Source organism: Streptomyces sp. 8K308 (assembly GCF_004348315.1).
Classification (GTDB): Bacteria; Actinomycetota; Actinomycetes; order Streptomycetales; family Streptomycetaceae; genus Streptomyces.
Genome location: NZ_SMKC01000004.1, coordinates 1 through 23,358, shown reverse-complemented (window position 1 = coordinate 23,358; position 23,358 = coordinate 1). Strand labels below are relative to the sequence as shown.

Sequence of the window (23,358 nt, the reverse complement as noted above, 5' to 3'; positions counted from 1 at the left end):
CCCCAATGCCCCACATCTCCGCGACACGCGCATCGTTGCTGGAATGTGACACCAACTAGCCGAGGACCCAAACCGATGACGACGCATGAGCAGTGTGACGCCCCCTGGCACCCCGCCCAGGAGACAGGTCTCCTGGTACCGCCCGAACTCCGGTCCCGCTCAGAGAACTGGGGGATCTCCGACGACACCACGCCGCTCGCCGGCATCTTCGGGCCTCCGATTCACCACCCGCCGCCCGCCGCCTCCCTGCCGCGCCACCGCGGCCGCCGCCGGCGCGTGCAGTGGTCGAGCCAACCGGCGAAGGTGCGGTGGGTGCGCTGGTCGAGCCTGCTGCTCGCCGCGGCGGCCGCCGTCCTGGTGGCGATGCTGAGCGTGCTCGGCGGGCTGATCTCCTACGAGCCGCTGCGCCAGGTCGCCAGCCCGGGCTCGTCCGCCGCGCTCACCGCCTGCTGGCCGCTGCTGATCTACGGCCCCTGGCTGGTCGCCTCGCTCTCCATCCTGCGCGCCGCCCTGCACCAGCGGCACGCTCGGCACTCCTGGGCGGTCGTCGTCCTCTTCTCCGGGCTCGCGGTCGCGCTCTGCGTAGCACAGGCGCCACCCACCATGACCGACGTGGCCGTGGCAGGTCTGCCCCCCATTTCGGCGCTCGTGGCCTTCCACCAGATCGTTCGGCAGATCACTCTGATCAGTCCGCCGCGCCACGCGCTGCCCCGCCAGCGGATGGTTCGCAGCGAGAACCCGGCCGGCATGGTGTGACGTACTTCACTCCCATCTCACCCGTCGCGATGGCCTGGGCCAGGGCATGCGAAAGGCCCGACCGCGCATCCGCGAGCCGGGCCGTGCTGAGACTTGGGGTGAGCGACGGGACTCGAACCCGCGGCCACCTGGACCACAACCAGGTGCTCTACCAACTGAGCTACGCCCACCATGTGCCGCCGCAGCGACCGGTTCAAAAGCATACAGGGTCGCCGGGGGTGGTTTCGCCGGTCAGCGGGTCAGGAGACCACGTGCTGGGCGGCGATCCTGCGGGCCGCCTCGGAGTCTGGCCCGGGCTGCGGCACGAAGATGGCCTCCCGGTAGTAGCGCAGCTCCGCGATGGACTCCCTGATGTCGGCGAGGGCGCGGTGGCTGCCGGCCTTCTCGGGGCTGTTGAAGTACGCCCTCGGGTACCAGCGGCGGGCCAGCTCCTTGACGGAGGACACGTCGATCACGCGGTAGTGCAGGTGGGACTCGAGCCGCGGCATGTCACGGGCGAGGAAGCCGCGGTCGGTGCCGATCGAGTTGCCGCAGAGGGGCGTCTTGCCGGCCTCGGGGGCGTGCTCGCGCACGTAGTCGAGGACCTGCCGCTCGGCGTCCGCCAGCGTGGTGCCCGCGTCCAGCTCGTCGAGCAGCCCCGACGCGGTGTGCATGGTGCGCACCACCTCCGGCATCGAGGCCAGCGCCTCGGCCGGGGGGCGGATCACGATGTCCACCCCCTCGCCGAGCACGTTGAGCTCCGAGTCGGTCACCAGCGCGGCGACCTCGATGAGCGCGTCGTCGGCCAGCGAGAGCCCGGTCATCTCGCAGTCGATCCACACCAAGCGATCGTTCATGCGAACAACCTTACGTCGCTCTGTGCGACCGGCTCACTGCAACGCCCTCCCGCGCCCGCCTGGCCTTACGGCGCCGGGCGCCCGCGCTGGCCCGGCAGGCGGGGCGAGAAGCCGTCCCCCACGGGCTTGGCGCGGCCTGCCGTACTGTCCTGCTGGCGCGCCCGGTACGCGGCCCGGTAGGCGGCCGGGGAGGCCCCCAGCTGCCGCCTGAAGTGACCGCGCAGCGCCACCGGGGACCGGAATCCGCAGCGGCCCGCGACCTCGTCCACCGAGTAGTCGGACACCTCGAGCAGCCGCTGCGCCTGCAGCACCCGCTGGGTGATCAGCCACTGCAGGGGAGCGCTCCCAGTGAGGGCACGGAAACGCCGGTCGAAGGTGCGACGGCTCATGTAGGCGCGGGCCGCGAGCGTCTCCACGTCGAACTGCTCGTGCAGGTGCTCGAGAGCCCAGGCCACCACCTCGGCCAGCGGGTCGGCTCCGATGTCCTCTGGTAAAGACCTGTCGAGATGCCGGTGCTGCCCGGTCTCCACGCCGTTCCCCCGCCGGGGCGGCAGCACCAGGCGGCGGGCCAGGGCGGCGGCGGCCTCGGGGCCGTGGTCCTGGCGCACGATGTGCAGGCACAGGTCGATGCCGGCGGCCGTGCCGGCCGACGTCAGGATGTCCCCGTCGTCCACGAAGAGCTCCCTGGGGTCCACGTGGACCGACGGGTAGCGCTTGGCGAGCGTGGGGGCGTACATCCAGTGGGTGGTCGCCGGCCTGCCGTCGAGCAGGCCGGCCGCCCCGAGCGCGAAGGCGCCCGTGCACAGCCCGACGATCCTGGCTCCCTCGCTGTGCGCGCGGCGCAGGGCCGCGAGCGCCGCGGCCGGTGGCGGCCCGGTGATGGACCGCCAGGCCGGCACGATCACCGTGCCGGCCCGCGCCACGGCGCCCAGCCCGTAGGGGGCGCGCAGCTCGAGGCCGCCGGTGGTGCGCAGCGGCCCCTCCTCGCCGGCGCAGGCGAGCAACCGGTATCGCGGCACCCCGGCATCCTGGCGGTCGACGCCGAAGACGGACAGCGGGATGGAGCTTTCGAACATGGGACTGCCGCTGAACAGCAGCACCGCGACGACTTCGCGGCGGCGTCGGGCAGCGAGCTTGACGGCGGGCTCGGGGCCGTGCGTTGGGTCCTGGCTCATGCTCCTCAGTTCCCTCGGTCGTCGCATCCTCTCGGTCCTGCACGTTTCCCCCGACGTGATTGCCAAGATCGAATCTACTGTGTCAGGCGAGGTCGGCGGGACAAGTTCATCACTCGGCGCTAAATCGACATGACAACGTGGCGCGAAGCATTCGATCAGGAAGCGTTACACGTAGGAGCAGTTGGGGGAAGTGCGCCTTTCCTCGGTGACATGTCACGGGTGGGGCGGACGGCCCGGCACGGCTCTCCTCGAAGGTATACCCATGGGGTTGGCGTGACAGGTGGGCAACGCGGTTCATCCAAGGGGAAGTTGGCTGAAAATAAAAGTCGTCAGCAAGACAGTCGCACCAGCCGCACGCCGGGCGCCACCTACCGCGCAACCTTGCCCCTGGGGCGCGCGCCGGGCGCATCGTTGCAGGTAGGGCGGACATGTCAAGAAGAGAAGGCGCCGGGGCGGGCGACCGGTCACGCTCCGGCAGCGGAGGTACCGCAATGTGTCCGAAAGCATTGCGTCCCAGGCCGCCGGTAGGGCATGCTGCTCGGTCACGGTTCCGTGCCTGGTTTCAGGGGTTGTACGCACCGTCCCTGGGCACTAGGTAGCTAACGCCGTACTCTGGAGGAGGAACCCGTGACATCACGACCAACGTTCCTCCGCCTCCATCGCCGGTATGACCCCGAGGCTTCCTCACTGACCCACCGCTGAGGCTCCGATGGCTGGATACGAGTTTCCCGAACCAGCGGATCGCAGACGCGTCGTCGATCCCTCGTCCACCACGCCTGATCCGGTGGAGGAGTCGCACACATCGCACGACCCCGCGTTCCAGCATGGTGTGGTGGTCGGCTTCGACGGCTCGACGTCGAGCGAGCGTGCCCTCGCGTACGCGGTGGGCATGGCCAACAGGTCCAACTGCGGGCTGATCATCGTCCACGTCGCCAACCGGCTGCCGACCACGGTCTGGGCGGGCTGCGAGCCGCCGGCCCTGGTAGACGTCCCCGACCACCGCACCGAGGTGCTCGGCCTCGAGCTGGCCTGCTCGGACTACCTGTCCGACGTGCCGTGGGTGCTGCTCGAGCGCGGCGGGGACATCTGCCACGAGCTCGAGGAGGTCGGCCAGGAGTACGCGGCCGACGCGATCGTGGTGGGCACGACGCACGGCCTGCTCGGCCGCATCTTCGGCTCGGTCTCCAGCCGCCTCGCCCGCCGGGCCAGGCGCCCCGTGATCGTCATCCCCTGAGGGTGCCCTCCGGGGGCTTGGCCGCAGATCCCCTGCCGATTCCCCTGCGGGGGGCTTGACCACGTTCCCCCCGCCAGCCCCGCTGCGCTGGCCAGCACTCGCGTGTCGGCGGACCTGGCCCCAGGCGGTCCCGCCACCGAGATCTTGGCCGCTCACGGCCCAGGTCGGCCGTCACCACCCGGTGGCCGCGCCGGTGCCGGCTTTCGCCGGCGGGCGCGCGGAGACCCGCGCCCGCCGGCCGCGCACCGCACCCCGGCATCCACTGGCGCTACGCGCCAGGAGGCGACCGCTCACCGAGCATTCACCAAATTCGTCGCCTCGGGATGGTGGATTGTGCGTTTGTGACGGGCATAAAAGGGACAGCGGTCAGACAGAACTCGGGCCGCCGGCCGGGAGGTGACGGACCTGGCGGCGGCTTCTCCCCGCCGGCGTAATGGGCGACGCCGGCGCAAATGGCGGCCCCCGGTGGTGCGTATGGTGGCACGCACCGCTCCGGGGGCCGCCCTGCGCCCGCCTCGCGCCCTACTCCACGGTCACGGACTTCGCCAGGTTCCGCGGCTTGTCGATGTCCCGGCCGAGCGCGAGCGCCGTGTGGTAGGCGAGCAGCTGCAGCGGGATGCCCATCAGCACCGGGTCGAGCTCCGGCTCGTTGCGCGGCACCACGATCGTGTCGTCGGCCTTGGGCTGCTCCTCGTGCGCCACCGCGAGGATCCGCCCGCTGCGGGCCTTGATCTCCTCGAGCGTGGCCCGGTTCTTCTCCAGCAGCTCGTCGTTCGGGATGATCGCCACCGTGGGCACGGCCGGCTCGATCAACGCCAGCGGCCCGTGCTTGAGCTCGGAGGCCGGGTAGGCCTCGGCGTGGATGTACGAGACCTCCTTGAGCTTGAGCGAGGCCTCCTTGGCCACCGGGAAGCCCCGCACCCGGCCCACGAACATCATGCTCCTGGCCTCGGCGAACTCGGCCGCCAGCTTGGCGATCCGCTCCTCGTCAGCCAGGATCTGCTCGATCTGCTCGGGCAGTTTGCGCAGCCCCTCGATGATCCGCCGGCCGTCCGCCACCGACAGGTCCCTGATCCTGCCCAGGTGCAGGGCGAGCAGCGCGAAGGCGACGGCGGTGTTGGTGAAGCACTTGGTGGACACCACGCACACCTCGGGCCCGGCGTGCACGTAGACGCCGCCGTCGGTCTCGCGCGCGATGGCGCTGCCGACCACGTTGACCACGCCGAGCACCATGGCGCCCTTGCGCTTGAGCTCCTGGACGGCGGCCAGCGTGTCGTAGGTCTCGCCTGACTGGCTGGTCGCGATGTAGAGGGTGTCCGGGTCGACGACGGCGTTGCGGTAGCGGAACTCGCTGGCCGGCTCGGCGTCGGCGGGGATCCTGGCCAGCTCCTCGATCAGCTGGGCGCCGATCAGGCCGGCGTGGTAGGCGGAGCCGCAGCCCAGGATCTTCACCCGGCGCACCCCGCGGGCGGCGCGCGCGTCCAGGTTGAGGCCGCCGAGCCGCACGGTGGCGAACCGGTCGTCGATCCGGCCGCGCAGGACCCGGTCGACGGCGTCGGGCTGCTCGGCGATCTCCTTGTGCATGTAGGTGTCGTGGCCGCCCATGTCCCAGCTCTCGGCCTCCCACTCCACGGTGGTCGGCGCGGCGGCGGTGCGGCTGCCGTCGGTGGTGTAGGTGCGGTAGTCGTCGGCCTTGATGGTGGCCATCTCGCCGTCGTCCAGGGTGATGACCTGGCGGGTGTGGCTGATGAGCGCGGCGACGTCGGAGGCGACGAACATCTCCTTCTCGCCGATGCCGAGCACCACGGGCGAGCCGTTGCGCGCCACCACGATCCGGTCGGGGAAGTCGGCGTGCAGCACGGCGATGCCGTAGGTGCCCTCGACGTAGCGCAGCGCCTCGCGGACCTTCTCCTCCAGGGTCTCGGCCTGGGCGCGGCCGACGAGGTGGGCCAGCACCTCGGTGTCGGTCTCGGAGGCCAGCTCGACGCCGTCCGCGGTCAGCTTGGCGCGCAGCTCGGCGCAGTTGTCGATGATGCCGTTGTGGACGACGGCGACGCGGCCGGAGGCGTCCAGGTGCGGGTGGGCGTTGGTGTCGTTGGGGGCGCCGTGGGTGGCCCAGCGGGTGTGCGCGATGCCGGCGGTGCCGGAGAACCTGGCCGGCACCTTGGCCTCCAGGTCGCGGACCCGCCCGGCGTTCTTGACGGTCTTGAGCCCGCCCGCCTTGCCGCTGCTCTGGATGGCGATGCCGGCCGAGTCGTAGCCGCGGTACTCCAGGCGCTGCAGGCCCTCCAGCAGGAGGGGCGCGACATCACGCTTTCCGATGTATCCCACGATTCCGCACATAGAGGGTCCTCCTGCGACTTCCTGTAGTTCCCGCGATTCTGAGCCGGCCCGCCGACGCGCCGCTATCCGTAGACGATCCGCCGCAGCTGCCGCAGCGAGAGCGCCGGCGGCGCCACGGCGCGGCGCGGCAGCTCCTCCGCGATCCGTTCGAAGATCGCGTCGTTGCCGAGTCCGCGGCCGCGCAGCTCCCGGTGCCGCCTCCGGACGTATTCCTCGGCCGTCTCGTCGAAGTACGCCAACACGTCGAGAACCACCCGGGCAGCCTCACCGCGGGCGAGCGGCGTGGTGCGCACCAGGTGGTCCACGAGGTCGTCATGGGACGGTCGGCGTTCGAGCACCCCTTGATACTGCGGATCAGGGGACCTGCCCGCAACATCTGTGCCCGATTTCGGGCACAGGCGTGTCGTTCGTCATGCTCGTCGCGTCCTCACCGGGAGAAGGCGGTGTCACGCCCCACCCACTCCCAGACCGTGAGGTCGGTCCGCACCCGGTCGAGGTGGTCGAGGATGGTGTCGATGGCGTCGGAGCCGAGCGCGAGCCGGAGCGGCGTCTCGTCGGCGTCCAGCGCGGCGAGGATCGCGGCCGCCGCCCTGGCCGGGTCGCCCGGCTGGGTGCCGTGGCCGCCCTCGACCATGCTCCTGGTCGGGCCCACGGTGTCCGCGTAGTCGTCGATCTCCGCGCTCACGCCCCGGTTGCCGAACAACTCGGTGCGGAACGCGCCCGGCTCCACGATCAGCACCTTCACGCCGAGCGGGCCCACCTCCTCCGCCAGCGCCTCGGACATGCCCTCGAGCGCGAACTTGGTGCCGCAGTAGGCGCCGAACCCGGCCATCGAGGCCTGCCCGCCGACACTGCTGAGCTGCACGATCGCGCCGGAACGCCGGGCGCGCATGCCGGGCAGCACGGCCCGGGTCAGCGCCGCGGGACCGAACACGTGCAGGTCGAAGAGAGCGCGCAGCTCCGCGTCCGAGGTCTCCTCGACCGCCCCGACGTGGGTCCGGCCCGCGTTGTTGACCAGCACGTCGATCCGCCCATGCCGGCCGGTCACGTCGCGCACCGTCGCCTCGATGCCGGCCGCGTCCGTGACGTCGAGACGCAGCGCCTCGACCTGGTCCGGATGCGCGGCCACCACGTCCGCCAGCGCCTCGACGCGGCGCGCGGTCGCCACCACCACGTCCCCTGCCGCGACCGCGGCCTCGGTGATCGCCCGCCCGAAACCGCTGTTCGCGCCGGTCACCAGCCATACCCTGCTCATTCGTGTCTCCTCACGCGGGGTCCTGATGCGCCCAGCCTCCGGGGTATCCCGCCCGCCCGTCCAAGACCGCCCGTGATAACCATGGGTTATGGACGTGCACGCGCGAGAGCTCCGCTACTTCGTGGCCGTCGCCGAGGAGCTCCACTTCACCCTGGCCGCGGAACGGCTCTATGTCTCGCAGCCGGCGCTCAGCAAGCAGATCAGGGCGCTGGAGCGCCAGCTCGGCGCTCCACTGTTCGAACGCGACCGGCGTGAGGTGCGGCTCACCGCGGTCGGCACCGCGCTGCTGCCGCACGCCCGTCGCACGCTGGCGGCGTGGGACGAGGCGGCGAGCGCCGTCGAGCGGGCCAAGGCCGTGCAGCGCGCCACCCTCAGCGTCGGCTGGAGCACCAGCCCGGGGCGCGGCGGCCTGCTGCCGGCCATCCGCTCCCGCTTCACCGCGGCCCACCCGGACGCCGAGCTGCGGCTGCGCCAGGTCGGCTGGGACGACCCCTCGGCCGGCCTCGCCGACGGCACCTCGGACGTCGCGTTCCTCTGGCTCCCCCTCGTCGACGCCGACCGCTACCGCTGGCTGGTCGTCGCCGAGGAGCCGCGCGTCGTCGCCCTCCCCGAGAACCACCCGCTGGCGGCCCGGTCCACCATCCCCTTCGCCGACCTGCTCGACGAGCCCTTCCTGGCCCTGCCGCACAGCACCGGCCCGCTCCGGGACCACTTCCTCGCTGTGGACGCCCGCGCCGGCCGCCCACCCCGCATCGGCGACGAGGTCGGCAGCACGGACGAAACCTACGAGGCCCTCGTCGACGGCCGCGGCATCTGCCTCCTCGCCGCCGGCAACGCCCCGCTCCTCACCCGCGGCGGCGTCACCACCCGCCCCGTCACCGGACTCTCCCCGTCCCGACTGGCCGTGGCCTGGCACGCCGACGACCAGCGGCCACTCGTCCGCGCCTATGTCGACGCCTGCCGCGCGGTCACGAAGGGCGCCGGCGGATGATGGCGGATGATGACGGCATAAGACGAAGAGCCGTGCTGCTCCCCCTCACCCTCGCGATACCGCTGACCGCCTGCGGCGCGGGCGCGAGCCCCGACCGCGCCGAACTCGAGGCGCGCGCCGCGGCCCTGGAGTCGGCCGTCGAGCTGGTCTACGTCACCGAGGTCTCCGGCTTCGAGCTGGCGCCGCAGTCGGTGGCCCCCGCGGGCGCCGACGGCTTCCAGAGCACCTATGTCGCCTCCGCCGACGGCGCGACCATCCACCTGGTCGTGGACCGCGGCACGGTGGACCCGGCCACCTGCGGCTGCGAGCCGGACGGGGAGCACGTCTGGTACCGCGCGGGCGACACGCACGCCTACCTGCGCGAGGAGGACGGGCACACCGTCACGGTCGAGGGCCCCTCCGACACCGTCACCCGCGAGACCCTGCGCGCCGCGCTCGACGAGGCCCACCCGGCCGACGACGAGGAGCTCGCCGCGACCCTGCCGGAGGCCCAGGGCGACGCCGGCGTCCCCGCGGAGCGCGGCGACCTGCCGGCCCACGGCGACGGCGCACCCGTCGACCCCGAGGGCGCGAGCGGCTGACCGGTCGGGTGCCGGGCCTAAGTACGCTGCCGGAATGCTGCATCTGCGGATCATCACCCCGGCGGCCCGCACCGATGAGGTCGTCGCGGAGCTGACGTCGACCGTCGGTACGGCGCACCTCGCCGTGCTACCCGGCGCGGCGCGGGATCCGGTGGGCGACCTCGTGCTGTGCGACGTTGCGCGGGAGGCCGCCGACGAGTTGCTGCGGCGGCTGCGCGCCCTCGGCCTCGCCGAGGAGGGCTCGGTCGCGGTCGAGGACATCGACCTGTCGCTCTCCCAGCGTTCGGAGCGGGCCCGGGATGAGGCCCCCGGGGCCGGCGTGGACGCCGTGCTGTGGGAGTCGTTGATCGACTCCACGCAGGAGGAGTCGCGACTGACGTTCACCTACCTGGTCTTCCTGACCGTGGCCACGATGCTGGCCGCCTGCGGGGTGCTGCTCGACAGCGAGATCCTGATCGTCGGCGCGATGGTGGTCGGTCCCGAGTTCGGCCCTCTGGCGGGGGTCTGCACCAGCCTGGCCGCGCGGGCGCCCCGGCTCGGCCTGCGGTCGCTGGTGGCGCTGCTCGTCGGCTTCCCGCTGGCGATGCTGCTGACGGCGTGCTTCGCACTGCTGATGGACGCCTTCGGCCTCTTCTCCCAGGAGCGGTTCGAACAGCCGCATCCGATGGTCGAGTTCGTCTGGCAGCCGGACACGATGTCGTTCGTGGTGGCCCTGTTGGCCGGCGTCGCCGGCATGGTCTCCCTCACCTCGGCGAAGTCGGCCGCGCTGGTGGGCGTGACGATCTCCGTCACCACCGTCCCGGCGGCCGGCCACGCCGCCCTCGCGCTGAGCTACGGTCACGTGACGGAAGCACTCGGCTCCATGCTGCAGTTGGGCGTGAACCTCGGGGGAATCCTGGTCGCCGGAACCCTCACACTGCTGGTACAGAAGGTCTCCTGGGCCTGGGTCCGAGCGGAGTTCACCGCGCGGCGCCGCGGCCGCCAGGGTTGAGAGCAAGGTGCGGAGGATCGCATGGCCCCGATACGGAAGGTGCTGCGGCTGACGGCGGCCGGCCTGGTGCTCGGCACCGGGCTGCTCGGCGGCGCGGCCGCCGGCGCCTGGCTCACCGGCGGCGACGGCGCGACCGGCACCGCCTTCGACGACGCCCGCGAGCTCTGGCGCGACCTCCCCGTGGACGAGCTCTTCCCACCCGAGATCGACGGAGAGGGTGCCGGCCCGGGCCGCGCCGACCGCCGCTGGATACGCGTGGCCGTCGCCCCCGACGGCGCCTGCGCCGAAGCCCTCGACCCGCTGCTCGCCGAGGCGTTGGCCGACGCCGGCTGCCACCGACTGGTGCGCGCCACCTACACTGACGAGACCGAGACCACCGTCACCACCGTGGGCCTGCTCTTCACCGAGGCCGACGCGGCCGAGACGACCACGCTCAGCGGCCGCTTCGCCGACCAGGAACTCGCGGGCCGCGCCGACCTGTTGCCCAAGCCCTACGCGGCCCCCGGCACCGTCGCCGAGGACTTCGGCGACGCCCAGCGCGCCTCCTGGTCGCTGCGCGTCCTCACCGAACTCCCCGTCGTCCTCTACACCGTGACGGGCTTCGCCGACGGCCGCGAGGTCGCCGAGCCCGAGCCGGCCGCCGAGGCCACCGCCGAGGACGCGGACTCCACCGTCGCCCTCGCCGGTCTCGGCCACGACGCCCAGGGCATCGCCGACCAGATCGAGACCGGCCTCGGACAGGCGGCCGAGGCCAGGACCCAGGAGGCGCGATGACGTTCTTCCCTCGCCGGCTGCCGGCGCTCGCCCTCGCGCTCGGCGCCCTGACCGCCACCCAACTGCTGCCCGGCGCCGCGCCCACCGCCCACGCCGACTCCATCCGCGACCAGCAGCAGTGGGCCCTCGACGCCATCAACGCCACCGAGGCCTGGGAGTACACCCGCGGCGACGGGATCACCGTCGCCGTCCTCGACACCGGCGTCGACGCCAGCCACCCGGACCTTGCCGGCGCCGTGCGCGACGGACGCGACCTCGTCGGCATGGGCGCCGAGCCGGGCGACCCCACCTGGGCCGCCCACGGCACGGCCATGGCCGGCATCATCGCCGGCCGCGGCCATGGCGCGGCCCGGGGGAGCGGGGTCATCGGCGTCGCCCCGCAGGCCGAGATCCTGCCCGTGCGGGTGCTGCTCGAGGACGACGACCCGGCCCGCGACGAGGCCAGGGAGGCGCGCGCCGGCGCGGTCGCCGAGGGCATCCGCTGGGCCGCCGACCAGGGCGCCGACGTCATCAACCTCTCGCTCGGCGACGACAGCGAGTCCGCCCACCCCGACCCCGAGGAGGACGCCGCCGTCCGCTACGCGCTGGCCAGCGGCGCCGTGGTCATCGCCTCGGCCGGCAACGGCGGCGAGCGCGGCGACCCGGTCTCCTACCCGGCCGGCTACCCGGGCGTCATCGCCGTCGCCGCCGTCGACCGCACCGGAGGACCCGCCGAGTTCTCCACCCGCCGCTGGTACGCCACGCTCAGCGCCCCCGGCAAGGGCGTCATAGTGGCCGACCCGGACGGCCGCTACTACGCCGGCTGGGGCACTTCGGCCGCCGCCGCCTTCGTCTCCGGCACGGCGGCGCTGATGCTGGCCGCCAACCCGGACCTCACCCCGTCCCAGGTGCGGCGCGTGCTCACGGAGACCGCCCAACAGCCACCCGAGGGCGGGCGGAACGACGCGGTCGGCGCCGGCGTCGTCGACGCGGCCGCGGCCATCGAGGCGGCGGCCGAGCTCACCGGGCGCCAACTCGTGCCCGCCACAGGACCCTACGAGGAGGAGTACTTCGGTCCCGGGCCGCGCGAGGTCGAGGAGGGCTCGGGCGGCGCCGCGTGGCTCGCCCCCACCGCAGGCGCACTCGGCGTGATCCTGCTGGGCGTGGCGGGAGCGCTCGGCGGCGTAGCCGGCCGGGTGCGGGCGCTGCTCGGCGACCGGCTCAGGCGATCGGGCCCAGCCTTCGGCTCGCGCTCCAGCTGGCCTCCGGATCCGTCGTGACCGCGGCGACCGCCGCCTGCGCGGCATCCTCGACCAGGCGCACGCCGTCCTCGAAGCCGGCGTGCCCGTCCGAGACCACCGCCACCAGATAGGACCGGCCGTCGACGGTCACGCGGCCGATGCTGTTGACGTCCCACAGCTCCGTACGGGAGCGCGGCAGCCAGCCGTTCTTGAGCTCGAAGCCGCCGTCGGCGGCGGCCGATATGCCCCACCGCTGCTCGGGCGCCACCGCGCCCATCAGCTCCCGCAGATAGCCGCGCGACTCGGCGGTGAGCGGGGAGTTCGCGCCGTACACGGCGCGCAGCAGCGCCAGTTGGTCGGCGCTCGTGGTCTGGGTCAGCCCCCAGTGCCCCTGGGTGCCGCCCTCGGTCTCGGTGAGCCCGAGGCGGGCGTTGGCCGCGTCCAGGCCGCGCCGGCCGCCGATGGCGCGCCACAGCTCGTCGGCCGCTTCGTTGTCGCTGTGCTGGATCATCACGGCGGCCTGGGCGCGCTCTGCGGCCGTCAGCTCGCGCCCCTCGTCCTGGGCCATGAGCAGCAGCGCGGCCAGGATGTCCACCTTCACGATGCTCGCCGTGTCGAACCGCCCGGTGCCGAAGGTGGCGGTGAGCCCGGTGTCCTCGGCGAGCACCGTGACGGATATCCGGACGCGCTCGTCCCGCAGCAGCGGGGCGAGCGACTCGGCGAGCGCGGCGTCCGGGCTGCCCGGCGCCAGCGCGTTGGGCGCCGCGCCCGAGGCGGTCCGGCCCGTGGGCGGCGCAGGGTCCGCCGAGTCCCGCGCGCCCTCGGCCGGCCGGTCGGCGGCGCCCAGTACCGCGTCGGCGGCGTCCACGGCGGAGTCGCCGGCCGCCGTGACGGCGAGCAGCGAGGTGGCGAGCGCGGCGTTCACGACCAGGGCAGGCCGGATCCGCCGTGCCAACGGACCGGGGATCAGGCTCATGACTCCGCACCGTATCCCGCACAGGTGGCCGAGTCACCGCCTCCCGCATGAAGAACGCGTAACGGCGCGTGACGAGGATCACGCGGCGTCGGCCGGCGAGCCCCGATATCACCCGCCGCCGCCATACGTGGCCGGCACCCGACCGTGTCGCGCGAACATGCCCCGGAGGAGGGACACCCGGTCGGCCCTTCCGTTCGCCGCCGGCGCGGGGACCCGGCGGGACGGCGCGCCGTGCGCTTCGCCTACGCTCGTCGCCGTGGCCCTGAAGAACATCCCGCAGCCCGCGTTCGCCCACGACGACGGCACGGCCGACCCCACGGTGCGGGAGGCACTCGACGCCTGGGCGCGCGATCCGGGCACCGAGCCGAGCCTGGTGGCCGCGCTCGGCGGGGCCCGGCTGCTGGTCCCGGTCGTCGCCGTCCTCGGCGAGGCCGAGACAGGACCCGACGGGCTGCGCCGCGAGAAGAGCAGCGAGATGGCCGTCCTCACCCTCGAACTGCCCGGCGGCCGCCGCGCGTTGCCGGTCTTCACCGCCACCGGGACCCTGGCCCGCTGGCGTCCGGACGCCCGCCCGGTCGCCGTGACCACCGCGCAGGCGCTGCGCGCCGCCGTCCAGGAGAACGCCGGCGCCCTCGTCGTCGACGTGGCGGGGCCGGTCAGCTACGAGCTCTCGGGACCCGCGCTGCGCGCCGTCGCCGCCGGCGGCGATCCCGCGAGCGCACCCGCCGTGGTGGACGCCGTCCGCGCGGCGCTCGCCGCCGAGCCGGCCGTGCGCGTCGCCCGCCTGGTGCCGGGCGGCCGGGACGCCGACGCGACCCTGGCGCTGCTGCTCGATCCGGCCGCCCCCACCACCGACACCGTGCGCCGGCTGGCCGGCGCGCTGGCCGCCGACGCCACGCTCCGCGCCCACCTGGTGCGCGGCCTGCAACTCGCCGTGCTGCCCCCCGACGCGAAGCTGCCAGGCGAGCCCACCTACCGCCGCTGAGCCCGCGGGCGGGCCGGGCGCGACCGGCCACCCACATGGCCGCATGCGCATGCGGGCCGTGGGCGGGTGCCGGAGACTGCCAGCACGACCGACGTCTGGCACAGGAGGGCGCCATGGCCGCCGAGACCGAGCCCGGCACGACCGACTCCGCTGACACCCGCCCCGCCGAGGGCCCCGGCTCGATAGACCCGCGGCCCCTCGCGGCCGAGTTCGTGGGCACCCTGCTCCTGGTCTTCTTCGCCGTGGGGTCAGCGGTGCTCGCCGGGGAGTTCATCGGAACCCTGGGCATCTCGCTGGCCTTCGCCTTCGTGCTGCTCGGCCTCGTCTACATGTTCGGGCACGTCTCGGGGGCGCACGTCAACCCAGCGGTGACGCTCGGCGTGCTGCTCGCCGGACGGATGGACCCGCGAACCGCCATCGCCTACTGGGTCGCCCAGATCGCCGGGGCGATCGTCGGCGCCGCGCTGCTCTTCCTGGTGGCCAAGCAGGTGCCGGGGCTCGGCACCCACGGCGCCTTCGGCAGCAACGGCTTCGACAGCCGCTCGGCGGTGGGCATCTCGCTCGGCGGCGCGTTCGTCATCGAGGCGCTGCTGACGTTCCTGCTGGTCTTCGTCTACCTCGCGGCGACCCCGGGGCCCGGCCCCGCGCTCCGCGCCCTCGACGGGGTGCCCATCGGCCTGGCACTCGGCGCGGTGAGCCTGGTCGGCATCCCGCTCACCGGCGCCGGCGTCAACCCGGCGCGCAGCCTCGCTACCGCGATTTTCGCCACCGGCTCTGCGCTCTCGCAGCTGTGGCTGTTCATCGTGGCCCCGCTGGTCGGCGCGGCCGTAGCCGTTCTTGTGCACCAGCTGGTGCACAAGAACGGCTACGGCGGCTGGTTCAGCGACGCGAACGCGAGGCGGGCGAGCCGATGACCGGCCCGGTGAACTTCTCACCGGGGCCCTGGCCCGGCTCGTCCGGCACCGCGGACGCCTCGCGGAACGCCAGCTGCAGCGACTTCAGGCCGTCCCGCAGAGGCGCCGCGTGGTAGGAGCCCACCTCGGTGGCGCTGGCCGTGACCAGACCGGCGAGCGCGGTGATCAGCTTGCGCGCCTCGTCCAGGTCCTTGTGCTCCTCGCCGCCCTCGGCGAGGCCCAGGTTGACCGCGGCCGAGCTCATCAGGTGCACCGCCACGGTGGTGATCACCTCGACCGCCGGCACGTCGGCGATGTCGCGGGTCAGGCCCTCGACGTCGGGCGCTGCGGGGGCGTGGGGCTCGCCGGGAAGGTCGGTCGGTGCGGTCTCGCTCATGCCGTCCAGGGTAGGCCCGTGCGGACCGAGCTTCGCGCGGCCCCCGGTCGGCCGGATACCGTCGAAGAACGGCGGCATCCCGCCGGGAAGCGACTGTCCCCCGGGTGGTGTAGCCTGGTATGCGACCGGCCGGACATGTATGTGTGCCCGGCCCGCAAGTGGAGGCTCCGTACTCCCACCTGGCTGGCCCGTTGGGCCGGCAGGTCAATGGTCAGGCTGCGCCCCGCGGTGATTCTGCGGCGGTGCTCCCGGTCTACTAAGGAGCCCCGCCTGTGTGCCGTTCGGGGCGTTTTTCGCGTCGTCGAACGGCTGTCCACCAGGAACGATCCCGGCACGGCTGTCCGCCAGGCAACCGTGCGGCGCAACCGAGGAGGCCCCATCAGCGCCGAGCCCCGTATCAACGACCGGATTCGCGTACCCGAGGTGCGACTCGTCGGTCCCAGTGGCGAGCAGGTCGGCATCGTGCCGCTTGCCAAGGCCCTGGAGCTTGCCCAGGAGTACGACCTGGACCTGGTCGAGGTGGCGGCCAACGCCCGCCCGCCGGTCTGCAAGCTCATGGACTACGGAAAGTTCAAGTACGAGTCGGCCATGAAGGCCCGTGAGGCGCGCAAGAACCAGGCGCACACGGTGATCAAGGAGATGAAGCTCCGGCCGAAGATCGATCCGCACGACTACGACACCAAGAAGGGTCACGTCGTCCGGTTCCTCAAGCAGGGGGACAAGGTCAAGATCACGATCATGTTCCGCGGTCGTGAGCAGTCCCGCCCCGAGCTGGGCTACCGGCTGCTGCAGCGGCTCGCTGAGGACGTCCAGGATCTGGGCTTTGTTGAGTCAAACCCTAAGCAGGACGGGCGCAACATGATCATGGTTCTCGGTCCGCACAAGAAGAAGACCGAGGCGATGGCCGAGGCGCGGGAGGCCCAGGCCGCCCGCAAGGCCGAGCGCCAGCAGGGCAAGGCGTCGGCCTGACGAGGGCCGGCGCCCCCTGCCGGGTGTCAAGGATCAGGAAGAGGACGAGGAGAGAACGGCGACATGCCGAAGAACAAGACGCACAGCGGTGCCAGTAAGCGATTCAAGATCACTGGTTCCGGCAAGGTGATGCGCCCTCGCGCCGGTCGCCGTCACTACCTGGAGCACAAGCCGTCGACGCTGACCCGTCGCCTCGCCGGTGTGACGGAGGCGGCTCCGGCCGACGCCAAGAGGATCAAGAAGCTTCTCGGCAAGTGACCCGGCGGTCCGCCGGCCGACCGGCCGCGGACACCCGGGCGTTCGACCGGGACCCATCCGTTCCGGGCCGCGTGACCATCCCGCGGCCCCCCTACAAGGAGTACACACGTGGCACGCGTCAAGCGGGCAGTCAACGCCCACAAGAAGCGCCGGGCTGTTCTCGAGCAGGCCAGCGGCTACCGCGGTCAGCGCTCGCGCCTCTACCGCAAGGCGAAGGAGCAGGTCACCCACTCCCTCGTCTACAACTACAACGACCGTAAGAAGCGCAAGGGCGACTTCCGGCAGCTGTGGATCCAGCGGATCAACGCTGCCGCCCGTGCCAACGGCGTCACCTACAACCGGTTCATCCAGGGCCTGAAGGCCGCCGAGATCGAGGTGGACCGCAAGATGCTCGCCGAGCTCGCGGTCAACGACCCGAACGCGTTCGCGGTCCTGGTCGAGACGGCCCAGAAGGCGCTGCCCAGTGACGTCAACGCCCCCAGGGCCGCCGCCTGAGCGAGCCGAAGCTCCTCGCCGGCAGACCGAGTCCGGACCCGCAGGCCGCATGCCTGCGGGTCCGTGCTTTCAGCGGTCCCGGTGCGGCCACGCGTACCACCGCTCGAGCCGAAGAGATAGCGAGTCCCACACCATGCCCCCCGCCGCCGAGCTGACCTCCCCACGCTCCCCGCGCGTCGTCGCCGCCCGGCGGCTGGCCCGCCGCAGCTTCCGGGGCAAGGAGCGCAGGTTCCTCGCCGAGGGGCCGCAGGCGGTGCGGGAGGCCGCCGACCACCGGGCGGGCGGCGAGCGCACCCTGCTCGAGCTGTTCGCCACCCCGGAGGCCGCCGAGCGGCACGGCGACATCGTCGAGGCCGCCCTGGCCACGGGCGTCCCGGTGCACCGGGCGACCGAGGAGATCGTCGCTAGCATCTCGCAGACCGTCACCCCCCAGGGCATGGTGGGCGTCTGCCGCTTCCTCGACCGCCCGGTCGAGGAGATCCTGGCCGCCCGGCCCAGGCTGGTCGCCGTCCTCGCCCACGTCCGCGACCCGGGCAACGCCGGCACCGTGCTGCGCTGCGCCGACGCGGCCGGCGCCGACGCCGTGATCCTCACCGACGCCTCCGTCGACCTCTACAACCCCAAGGCGGTGCGGGCCTCGGTCGGCAGCCTGTTCCACCTGCCGGTGGCCGTCGGCGTCCCCGTGGAGCGCGCCGTCGCCGGCCTGGCCGCCGCGGGTACCAGGGTGCTGGCGGCCGACGGCGGCGGCGACCGCGACCTGGACGCCGAGCTCGACGCCGACGCCATGGGCGGGCCGACCGCCTGGATCTTCGGCAACGAGGCCTGGGGCCTGCCCGCCGAGACCCGGGCGCTGGCCGACGCCGTCGTGCGGGTGCCCATCCACGGCCGCGCCGAGAGCCTGAACCTGGCCACCGCCGCGGCCGTCTGCCTGTACGCCTCGGCGCGCGCCCAGCGCGCGCCAGGCGGGTGCCGGGCGGCGTCGTAGCGGGCGCGGCGGACGATCGGCCGGCAGGGCGCCCGCACGATCACCGCCCGCCGCCGCGGGGGAGGGATGGGCCCGAAGGTCCTAGTACGCTGACCGCACTGCGAGAGGGGCGGACGGGGATGGACACCGAAGCCGGTGCCGGGGAGCTCGACCTGCGGCCCGACGACCTGCCCGACGGGCTCGTCGTCGCCGACGACGCCGGCCTGGTCATCTGCTTCAACGCCGAGGCGGCCCGCCTGACCGGCCGCCCGGCCGCCGAGGCGCTCGGCCGCCCCGTCGAGGAGGCGCTGCCCCTCGAGGCCACGGACGGCCGCGACTGGTGGCGGCTGACCGACCCCTACCACGGCCTCGCCGACCGCCCTGGGCAGCCGGAGCGCACCCTGCTGCTGCCCAGCGGCCAGGAGGTGCTGGTCACCGCCCGCTACGCGCGGTCCCGCCCGGCAGGGCCGCTGCGCCGCCTCGTCCTCACTCTGCGCGGCGCCCACACCGGCGGGCGCGCCGAGCGCGGCAACGCGGAGCTGATCGCCACCGTCGCCCACGAGCTGCGCTCCCCGCTCACCTCGGTCAAGGGCTTCACCGCCACCATGCTCGACAAGTGGGAGCGGTTCACCGACGAGCAGAAGAAGCTGATGCTGCAGACCGTCGACTGCGACGCGGACCGCGTCACCCGGCTGATCACCGAGCTGCTCGACGTCTCCCGGATCGACTCCGGCCGCCTGGAGATCCGCCGCCAGCCCGTCAAGCTCGACGAGGCGGTCCGCCGCCACGTCGACACCCTGGTCAACGGCGGCGTCCAGGCCGACCGCTTCGACCTGAGGATCGCCGGCTCGCTGCCCGGCCTGTGGGCGGACCCCGACAAGATCGACCAGGTGCTCGGCAACCTGCTCGAAAACGCCGTGCGGCACGGTGCGGGAACCGTCACCATCGAGGTGGACAGGGTGCCGTCCGGCGCCCTCCCCCAGCCGACGCCGGAAGGCGGCCCGAGTCAGGAAGGGACATCGGTCACCGTGAGCGACGAGGGCCCAGGCATCCCGGAGGACGCCGTGCACCGGGTCTTCACGCGCTTCTGGCGCGGCAGCGACCGGGGTGGCACCGGGCTCGGCCTCTACATCGTCAAGGGCATCGTCGAGGCCCACGGCGGCACCGTCTCGGTCGGCCGCTCGTCCAGGGGCGGCGCCAGGTTCCGATTTACCCTGCCCGCGGGTACCCCGGCGTTCCTCTCGTGACCGCAGGCGATCGTCACCGGTCGCACCGGATCACCGCCGGCCGTCACCGCGGGCGCACACCCCCCTTCGCACCGCATGCCCACGCCCACCGCGTGCCCCCGTAGACTCGGCGCGGGGCGCGCAGCGGGGCGCCACGCCAAACGGAAGCAACGGAAGAGATGTCGGCACCCAACAAGTCGTACGACCCTGTCGAGGTCGAGGCACTGAAACCGGAAGAGATCGACCGAGCGCGCGACGAGGCGCTCGCGGCCATCGCGGCCGCCGACAGCCTCGACGCGCTGCGCGAGGTCAAGGTGGCCCACGCCGGAGACCGGTCGCCCCTCGCCCTGGCCAACCGCGAGATCGGCGCGCTCCCGCCGCACGCCAAGGCCGAGGCCGGCCGGCGCGTCGGCCAGGCGAGGAAGGCCGTCGGCGGCGCCCTCGCCGCCCGCCAGGAGGAGCTGGAGGCCGAGCGGGACGAGCGCGTGCTGGTCGAAGAGGCGGTGGACGTCACCCTCCCCTACGACCGGCGCCCGGCCGGCGCCCGACACCCGCTGACCACGCTCTCCGAGCGCATCGAGGACATCTTCACGGCCATGGGCTACGAGGTCGCGGAGGGCCCCGAGGTCGAGGCCGAGTGGTTCAACTTCGACGCGCTCAACATCGGCCCCGACCACCCCGCGCGCACCACCCACGACACCTTCTTCCTCGCCGGCGGGGAGGGCGGGGCCGGCGGCTCCGAGGCCGACCTGGTGCTGCGCACCCACACCTCGCCGGTGCAGATCCGCTCGATGCTGGACCGCGAGCCGCCCATCTACGTGATCTGCCCGGGCCGCGTCTACCGCACCGACGAGCTGGACGCCACCCACACCCCCGTCTTCAACCAGGTCGAGCTGCTGGCCATCGACGAGGGTCTGACCATGGCCGACCTCAAGGGCACCCTCGACCACATGGTCCAGTCGCTCTTCGGCGAGGGGATGCGCACCCGGCTGCGGCCCAACTACTTCCCGTTCACCGAGCCGTCCGCCGAGATGGACATGGTGTGCTTCCGCTGCCGCGGCGAGTCTGTCGGCAACCCGGACCGGCCCTGCCGCACCTGCTCGAGCGAGGGCTGGATCGAGCTCGGCGGCTGCGGCGTGGTCAACCCGCGCGTGCTCGTGGCCTGCGGTATCGACCCCGAGCGGTACAGCGGCTTCGCCTTCGGCTTCGGCATCGAGCGCCTGCTGATGTTCCGCCACAGCATCGTAGACATGCGAGACATGATCGAGGGTGACGTGCGGTTCACCCGGCCGTTCGGGATGGAGATCTGATGCGCGCCCCGCTTTCCTGGCTGCGGGAATACGTGGACCTGCCGGCGGGGATCACCGGCCGCGAGGTCGCGGCCCGGCTGATCTCGGCCGGCCTCGAGGTCGAGACCGTTGAGCGGCTCGGCGCCGACCTCACCGGACCCCTGGTCGTCGGCCAGGTGCTGGCCATCGAGGAGCTCACCGAGTTCAAGAAGCCGATCCGCTACTGCCAGGTGGACGTCGGCACCGCCAACGGCACCGGCCAGCCGCAGAACATCATCTGCGGCGCCCGCAACTTCCGCGTCGGCGACAAGGTCGTGGTCGTGCTGCCAGGCGCCACGCTGCCCGGCGGCTTCGAGATCACCGCCCGCAAGACCTACGGCAGGGTCTCCGAGGGCATGATCTGCTCCGCCCGCGAGCTCGGCATCGGCGACGACCACGACGGCATCATCGTCCTGCCCCCCGAGCACGAGGCCGGCACCGACGCCATCGAGCTGCTCGAGATCGTCGACGAGGTGCTGGACATCGCCGTCACCACCGACCGCGGCTACTGCCTGTCGATGCGCGGTATCGCCCGCGAGACCGCCACCGCCTTCGGACTGCCGCTGCGCGACCCGGCGCTGCTCGACGTGCCGGTGCCCAACGCCGAGGGCTTCCCGGTCCGTGTCGCCGACCCCGGCTGCGACCGATTCATCGCCCGCACCGTCACCGGGGTGCGGCCCGAGGCCCGGTCGCCCATCTGGCTCCAGCGGCGGCTGCAGAAGGCCGGCATGCGGCCCATCTCGCTCGCCGTGGACATCACCAACTACGTGATGCTGGAGATCGGCCAGCCGCTGCACGCCTACGACCACGCCCGGGTCAGCGGCCCGATCGGCGTGCGCCGCGCCCAGCCGGGCGAGAAACTCACCACGCTGGACGGCGCGCGCCGTGCGCTCGACACCGAGGACCTGGTGATCTTCGACGCCAACGGGCCCATCGGCCTGGCCGGCGTCATGGGCGGCCAGGACACGGAGATCGCCGACGCGCCGAGCGACGAGCCGGAGCCGCTGATCGGCGAGGGCCGCGGCACCACCGAGATCGTGCTGGAGGCCGCGCACTTCGACTCGGTCGCCATCGCCCGCACCGCCCGCCGGCACAAGCTCTCCAGCGAGGCGTCCCGCCGCTTCGAGCGCGGCGTCGACCCGAGGGCCGCCGGCGCGGCCGCGCAGCGCGCCGTCGACCTGCTTGTGCTGCTCGGCGGCGGCACCGCGCAGCCCGGCGTCACCGAGGTCGCCACCGAGGCGCCCCCGGTGACCATCACCATCCGCGCCGACCACCCCGACCGGGTCGCCGGCATGACCTACGGCCGCGAGACCGTGGTGCGCCGGCTCCAGGAGATCGGCTGCACGGTCACCGGCACCGACCTGCTGACCGTCAGCCCGCCGAGCTGGCGCCCCGACCTCACCGACCCCAACGACCTGGCCGAGGAGGTCATCCGCCTCGAGGGCTATGCGGCCCTGCCGTCCACGCTGCCGCGCCCCAAGCCGGGCCGCGGCCTGACCGAGCGGCAGCGGCTGCACCGGCGGGTCGGCCGGGCGCTGGCCGGCGCCGGCTACGTCGAGGCGCCCAGCTACCCGTTCCTCGGGCAGGCCCAGCTCGACGCGCTCGGCCTCCCGGAGGACGACGACCGCCGGCGCACCGTCCGCCTCGTCAACCCGCTCTCCGACGAGGAGCCGGCGCTGCGCACCACGCTGCTGCCCGGGCTGCTCGAGGCGCTGCGGCGCAACGTCGGCCGAGGCACCGGCGACCTGGCCCTGTTCGAGACCGGCCTGGTCTTCCGGCCCACCGGCGAGGAGCCGGCGCCTGTCCGGCTGCCGGTCACCGGGCGGCCGTCCGACGAGGAGATCGCCCTGCTGAACGCGGCGCTGCCGCAGCAGCCGCGGCGCGTCGCCGTGGTGCTCGCCGGCTCCCGCGAGCCCGCCGGCTGGTGGGGCGCGGGCCGCCCGGCCGGCTGGGCGGACGCCGTCGAGGCCGCCCGCACCGTGGCCGCCGAGGCCGGCGCCGAGCTCGCCGTGGCCAACGACCAGCACGCCCCATGGCACCCCGGGCGGTGCGCGGCGCTGTACGCGGTGGTGGACGGCGAGCGCACGCTCGTCGGCCACGCGGGTGAGCTGCACCCCCGGGTGATCAAGGCGCTCGGCCTGCCGGAGCGCACCTGCGCGATGGAGGCCGACCTGGACGCGCTCCAGCGGGCGGGCGCCGGCGCGCTGGCGGCCCCCGCCGTGTCCTCGTTCCCGGTGGCCACCCAGGACGTGGCGCTGGTCGTCGACGCCTCGGTCCCGGCGGCCGAGGTGGCGGCGGCGCTGCGGGAGGGGGCGGGGGAACTGCTGGAGTCGCTGCGGTTGTTCGACGTCTTCACCGGCGAGCAGGTGGGCGCGGGCCGCAAGTCGCTCGCCTACGCGCTGCGGTTCCGGGCGCCGGACCGGACGCTGACGGCCGAGGAGACGACGGCGGCCCGCGAGGCGGCGGTAGCCGCCGCGACGGCCCGCACGGGCGCGACCCAGCGGTAGCGGCTAGGCCGGGGCCACCGCCGCGCGGCCGGCCCGCAGGGGCACTGACGGCGGCTTCGCCGCGGTGTCGCTGTGCGCTTGGCGCGGGCCACGGCGCGGGCGCGCGGCCCGCAGGCCCGGGTCACCGGCGCGCTCCGCGCGCCCGGTGCCTTGCCCTGCGGCGGTGTTGCCCTGCGGCGGTGTTGGCCTGCGGCGGTGTTGGCC

Annotated in this window: 24 protein-coding genes and 1 tRNA gene; 16 read left to right on the top strand and 9 right to left on the bottom strand. The window is 73.5% G+C overall.

Annotated elements, in window-relative coordinates; translation table 11 throughout:
* The first annotated feature begins 75 nt into the window (after positions 1-75).
* Positions 76-756, top strand: a complete 681-nt coding sequence (locus E1265_RS01300; protein ID WP_243740453.1) for a DUF2637 domain-containing protein — start codon at positions 76-78, stop codon at positions 754-756.
* A 94-nt stretch (positions 757-850) separates the two neighbouring features.
* On the opposite strand, the gene E1265_RS01295 is transcribed toward E1265_RS01300, so the two are convergent.
* From E1265_RS01295 to E1265_RS01285, 3 genes are all read right to left on the bottom strand, one after another.
* Positions 851-926, bottom strand: a tRNA-His gene (locus E1265_RS01295).
* A 69-nt stretch (positions 927-995) separates the two neighbouring features.
* The gene (orn, locus tag E1265_RS01290) at positions 996-1,592 is read right to left on the bottom strand and encodes an oligoribonuclease (protein WP_132928320.1); all 597 of its coding nucleotides are present in this window, start codon (positions 1,590-1,592) and stop codon (positions 996-998) included.
* Between the two features lie 65 nt (positions 1,593-1,657).
* Positions 1,658-2,767, bottom strand: coding sequence for a helix-turn-helix domain-containing protein (locus E1265_RS01285; protein WP_132928319.1), 1,110 nt, complete (start codon positions 2,765-2,767; stop codon positions 1,658-1,660).
* 709 nt (positions 2,768-3,476) lie between these two features.
* Here E1265_RS01285 and E1265_RS01280 point away from each other — a divergent pair.
* Positions 3,477-4,001 carry a universal stress protein gene (locus E1265_RS01280; RefSeq protein WP_132928318.1) on the top strand — a complete coding sequence of 175 codons (525 nt, stop codon included), beginning with the start codon at positions 3,477-3,479 and terminating at the stop codon, positions 3,999-4,001.
* A gap of 522 nt (positions 4,002-4,523) precedes the next feature.
* Here the strand turns inward: E1265_RS01280 and glmS are convergent.
* The 3 genes from glmS to E1265_RS01265 form a co-directional block, all read right to left on the bottom strand.
* Positions 4,524-6,344, bottom strand: coding sequence for a glutamine--fructose-6-phosphate transaminase (isomerizing) (gene glmS / locus E1265_RS01275; RefSeq protein WP_132928317.1), 1,821 nt, complete (start codon positions 6,342-6,344; stop codon positions 4,524-4,526).
* Between the two features lie 62 nt (positions 6,345-6,406).
* On the bottom strand, positions 6,407-6,682 hold the full coding sequence (locus tag E1265_RS01270; RefSeq protein ID WP_132928316.1) for a hypothetical protein: 276 nt from the start codon (positions 6,680-6,682) through the stop codon (positions 6,407-6,409).
* A gap of 89 nt (positions 6,683-6,771) precedes the next feature.
* A complete protein-coding gene (locus E1265_RS01265) occupies positions 6,772-7,599 on the bottom strand; it encodes an oxidoreductase (protein ID WP_132928315.1) in 828 nt (275 codons plus the stop codon).
* 88 nt (positions 7,600-7,687) lie between these two features.
* Between E1265_RS01265 and E1265_RS01260 the strand changes: the two genes are divergently transcribed.
* Genes E1265_RS01260 through mycP form a run of 5 tightly spaced genes read left to right on the top strand, consistent with a single transcriptional unit; the run spans position 7,688 to position 12,195 of the window.
* Entirely contained in the window at positions 7,688-8,590 is a 903-nt protein-coding gene (locus tag E1265_RS01260) for a LysR substrate-binding domain-containing protein (RefSeq protein WP_132928314.1), read from the top strand.
* On the top strand, positions 8,587-9,171 hold the full coding sequence (locus tag E1265_RS01255; RefSeq protein WP_243740452.1) for a hypothetical protein: 585 nt from the start codon (positions 8,587-8,589) through the stop codon (positions 9,169-9,171). Before E1265_RS01260 ends, E1265_RS01255 begins: the two co-directional genes overlap by 4 nt.
* A 34-nt stretch (positions 9,172-9,205) precedes the next feature.
* Entirely contained in the window at positions 9,206-10,162 is a 957-nt protein-coding gene (locus E1265_RS01250) for a DUF389 domain-containing protein (RefSeq protein WP_132928313.1), read from the top strand.
* 21 nt (positions 10,163-10,183) lie between these two features.
* Complete coding sequence (locus E1265_RS36740; protein ID WP_165953614.1) at positions 10,184-10,936, top strand: hypothetical protein; 753 nt, start codon at positions 10,184-10,186, stop codon at positions 10,934-10,936.
* Positions 10,933-12,195 (top strand): type VII secretion-associated serine protease mycosin, encoded by a 1,263-nt coding sequence (gene mycP / locus E1265_RS01245; protein ID WP_132928312.1) that lies wholly within the window; start codon positions 10,933-10,935, stop codon positions 12,193-12,195. The genes E1265_RS36740 and mycP overlap by 4 nt, the downstream gene beginning before the upstream one ends.
* Here mycP and E1265_RS01240 read toward each other — a convergent pair.
* A complete protein-coding gene (locus E1265_RS01240) occupies positions 12,137-13,132 on the bottom strand; it encodes a serine hydrolase (RefSeq protein ID WP_132928311.1) in 996 nt (331 codons plus the stop codon). The genes mycP and E1265_RS01240 overlap by 59 nt on opposite strands.
* A gap of 256 nt (positions 13,133-13,388) precedes the next feature.
* Here E1265_RS01240 and E1265_RS01235 point away from each other — a divergent pair, with 256 nt between their 5' ends.
* Together E1265_RS01235 and E1265_RS01230 are read left to right on the top strand one after the other, a co-directional pair.
* Positions 13,389-14,117, top strand: a complete 729-nt coding sequence (locus E1265_RS01235; RefSeq protein WP_207930912.1) for an SseB family protein — start codon at positions 13,389-13,391, stop codon at positions 14,115-14,117.
* A 182-nt stretch (positions 14,118-14,299) separates the two neighbouring features.
* Positions 14,300-15,031 carry an aquaporin gene (locus E1265_RS01230; RefSeq protein WP_207930914.1) on the top strand — a complete coding sequence of 244 codons (732 nt, stop codon included), beginning with the start codon at positions 14,300-14,302 and terminating at the stop codon, positions 15,029-15,031.
* Here E1265_RS01230 and E1265_RS01225 read toward each other — a convergent pair.
* Positions 14,997-15,407: a DUF1844 domain-containing protein gene (locus tag E1265_RS01225; protein WP_132928308.1), complete on the bottom strand. Its 411-nt coding sequence runs from the start codon at positions 15,405-15,407 to the stop codon at positions 14,997-14,999. The two genes, E1265_RS01230 and E1265_RS01225, sit on opposite strands and share 35 nt — an antisense overlap.
* A 354-nt stretch (positions 15,408-15,761) precedes the next feature.
* Between E1265_RS01225 and infC the strand changes: the two genes are divergently transcribed.
* The 7 genes from infC to pheT all read left to right on the top strand — a co-directional run bounded on the left by infC (position 15,762) and on the right by pheT (position 23,154).
* Positions 15,762-16,376, top strand: coding sequence for a translation initiation factor IF-3 (infC, locus tag E1265_RS01220; protein WP_107485146.1), 615 nt, complete (start codon positions 15,762-15,764; stop codon positions 16,374-16,376).
* 63 nt (positions 16,377-16,439) lie between these two features.
* Entirely contained in the window at positions 16,440-16,634 is a 195-nt protein-coding gene (rpmI, locus tag E1265_RS01215; RefSeq protein ID WP_132928307.1) for a 50S ribosomal protein L35, read from the top strand.
* 108 nt (positions 16,635-16,742) lie between these two features.
* Positions 16,743-17,129, top strand: coding sequence for a 50S ribosomal protein L20 (gene rplT, locus E1265_RS01210; RefSeq protein ID WP_132928306.1), 387 nt, complete (start codon positions 16,743-16,745; stop codon positions 17,127-17,129).
* Positions 17,130-17,262: 133 nt separating this feature from the next.
* A complete protein-coding gene (locus tag E1265_RS01205; protein ID WP_132928305.1) occupies positions 17,263-18,114 on the top strand; it encodes an RNA methyltransferase in 852 nt (283 codons plus the stop codon).
* A 119-nt stretch (positions 18,115-18,233) separates the two neighbouring features.
* Complete coding sequence (locus E1265_RS01200; RefSeq protein WP_132928304.1) at positions 18,234-19,340, top strand: ATP-binding protein; 1,107 nt, start codon at positions 18,234-18,236, stop codon at positions 19,338-19,340.
* A 158-nt stretch (positions 19,341-19,498) separates the two neighbouring features.
* Positions 19,499-20,629, top strand: coding sequence for a phenylalanine--tRNA ligase subunit alpha (gene pheS, locus E1265_RS01195; RefSeq protein WP_132928303.1), 1,131 nt, complete (start codon positions 19,499-19,501; stop codon positions 20,627-20,629).
* A complete protein-coding gene (gene pheT, locus E1265_RS01190; protein ID WP_132928302.1) occupies positions 20,629-23,154 on the top strand; it encodes a phenylalanine--tRNA ligase subunit beta in 2,526 nt (841 codons plus the stop codon). The genes pheS and pheT overlap by 1 nt, the downstream gene beginning before the upstream one ends.
* A 3-nt stretch (positions 23,155-23,157) precedes the next feature.
* On the opposite strand, the gene E1265_RS37760 is transcribed toward pheT, so the two are convergent.
* On the bottom strand, positions 23,158-23,358 hold a 201-nt coding region (locus tag E1265_RS37760; protein WP_207930911.1), incomplete at its 5' end, for a hypothetical protein.

Excerpts from the sequence above, each read along its gene's own strand:
- E1265_RS01300 (WP_243740453.1), top strand. The coding sequence starts at position 76 with ATGACGACGCATGAGCAGTGTGACGCCCCCTGGCACCCCGCCCAGGAG.
- orn (WP_132928320.1), bottom strand. The coding sequence starts at position 1,592 with ATGAACGATCGCTTGGTGTGGATCGACTGCGAGATGACCGGGCTCTCG.
- E1265_RS01285 (WP_132928319.1), bottom strand. The coding sequence starts at position 2,767 with ATGAGCCAGGACCCAACGCACGGCCCCGAGCCCGCCGTCAAGCTCGCT.
- E1265_RS01280 (WP_132928318.1), top strand. The coding sequence starts at position 3,477 with ATGGCTGGATACGAGTTTCCCGAACCAGCGGATCGCAGACGCGTCGTC.
- glmS (WP_132928317.1), bottom strand. The coding sequence starts at position 6,344 with ATGTGCGGAATCGTGGGATACATCGGAAAGCGTGATGTCGCGCCCCTC.
- E1265_RS01265 (WP_132928315.1), bottom strand. The coding sequence starts at position 7,599 with ATGAGCAGGGTATGGCTGGTGACCGGCGCGAACAGCGGTTTCGGGCGG.
- E1265_RS01260 (WP_132928314.1), top strand. The coding sequence starts at position 7,688 with ATGGACGTGCACGCGCGAGAGCTCCGCTACTTCGTGGCCGTCGCCGAG.
- E1265_RS01255 (WP_243740452.1), top strand. The coding sequence starts at position 8,587 with ATGATGGCGGATGATGACGGCATAAGACGAAGAGCCGTGCTGCTCCCC.
- E1265_RS01250 (WP_132928313.1), top strand. The coding sequence starts at position 9,206 with ATGCTGCATCTGCGGATCATCACCCCGGCGGCCCGCACCGATGAGGTC.
- E1265_RS36740 (WP_165953614.1), top strand. The coding sequence starts at position 10,184 with ATGGCCCCGATACGGAAGGTGCTGCGGCTGACGGCGGCCGGCCTGGTG.
- mycP (WP_132928312.1), top strand. The coding sequence starts at position 10,933 with ATGACGTTCTTCCCTCGCCGGCTGCCGGCGCTCGCCCTCGCGCTCGGC.
- E1265_RS01240 (WP_132928311.1), bottom strand. The coding sequence starts at position 13,132 with ATGAGCCTGATCCCCGGTCCGTTGGCACGGCGGATCCGGCCTGCCCTG.
- E1265_RS01225 (WP_132928308.1), bottom strand. The coding sequence starts at position 15,407 with ATGAGCGAGACCGCACCGACCGACCTTCCCGGCGAGCCCCACGCCCCC.
- rpmI (WP_132928307.1), top strand. The coding sequence starts at position 16,440 with ATGCCGAAGAACAAGACGCACAGCGGTGCCAGTAAGCGATTCAAGATC.
- E1265_RS01205 (WP_132928305.1), top strand. The coding sequence starts at position 17,263 with ATGCCCCCCGCCGCCGAGCTGACCTCCCCACGCTCCCCGCGCGTCGTC.
- E1265_RS01200 (WP_132928304.1), top strand. The coding sequence starts at position 18,234 with ATGGACACCGAAGCCGGTGCCGGGGAGCTCGACCTGCGGCCCGACGAC.
- pheS (WP_132928303.1), top strand. The coding sequence starts at position 19,499 with ATGTCGGCACCCAACAAGTCGTACGACCCTGTCGAGGTCGAGGCACTG.
- pheT (WP_132928302.1), top strand. The coding sequence starts at position 20,629 with ATGCGCGCCCCGCTTTCCTGGCTGCGGGAATACGTGGACCTGCCGGCG.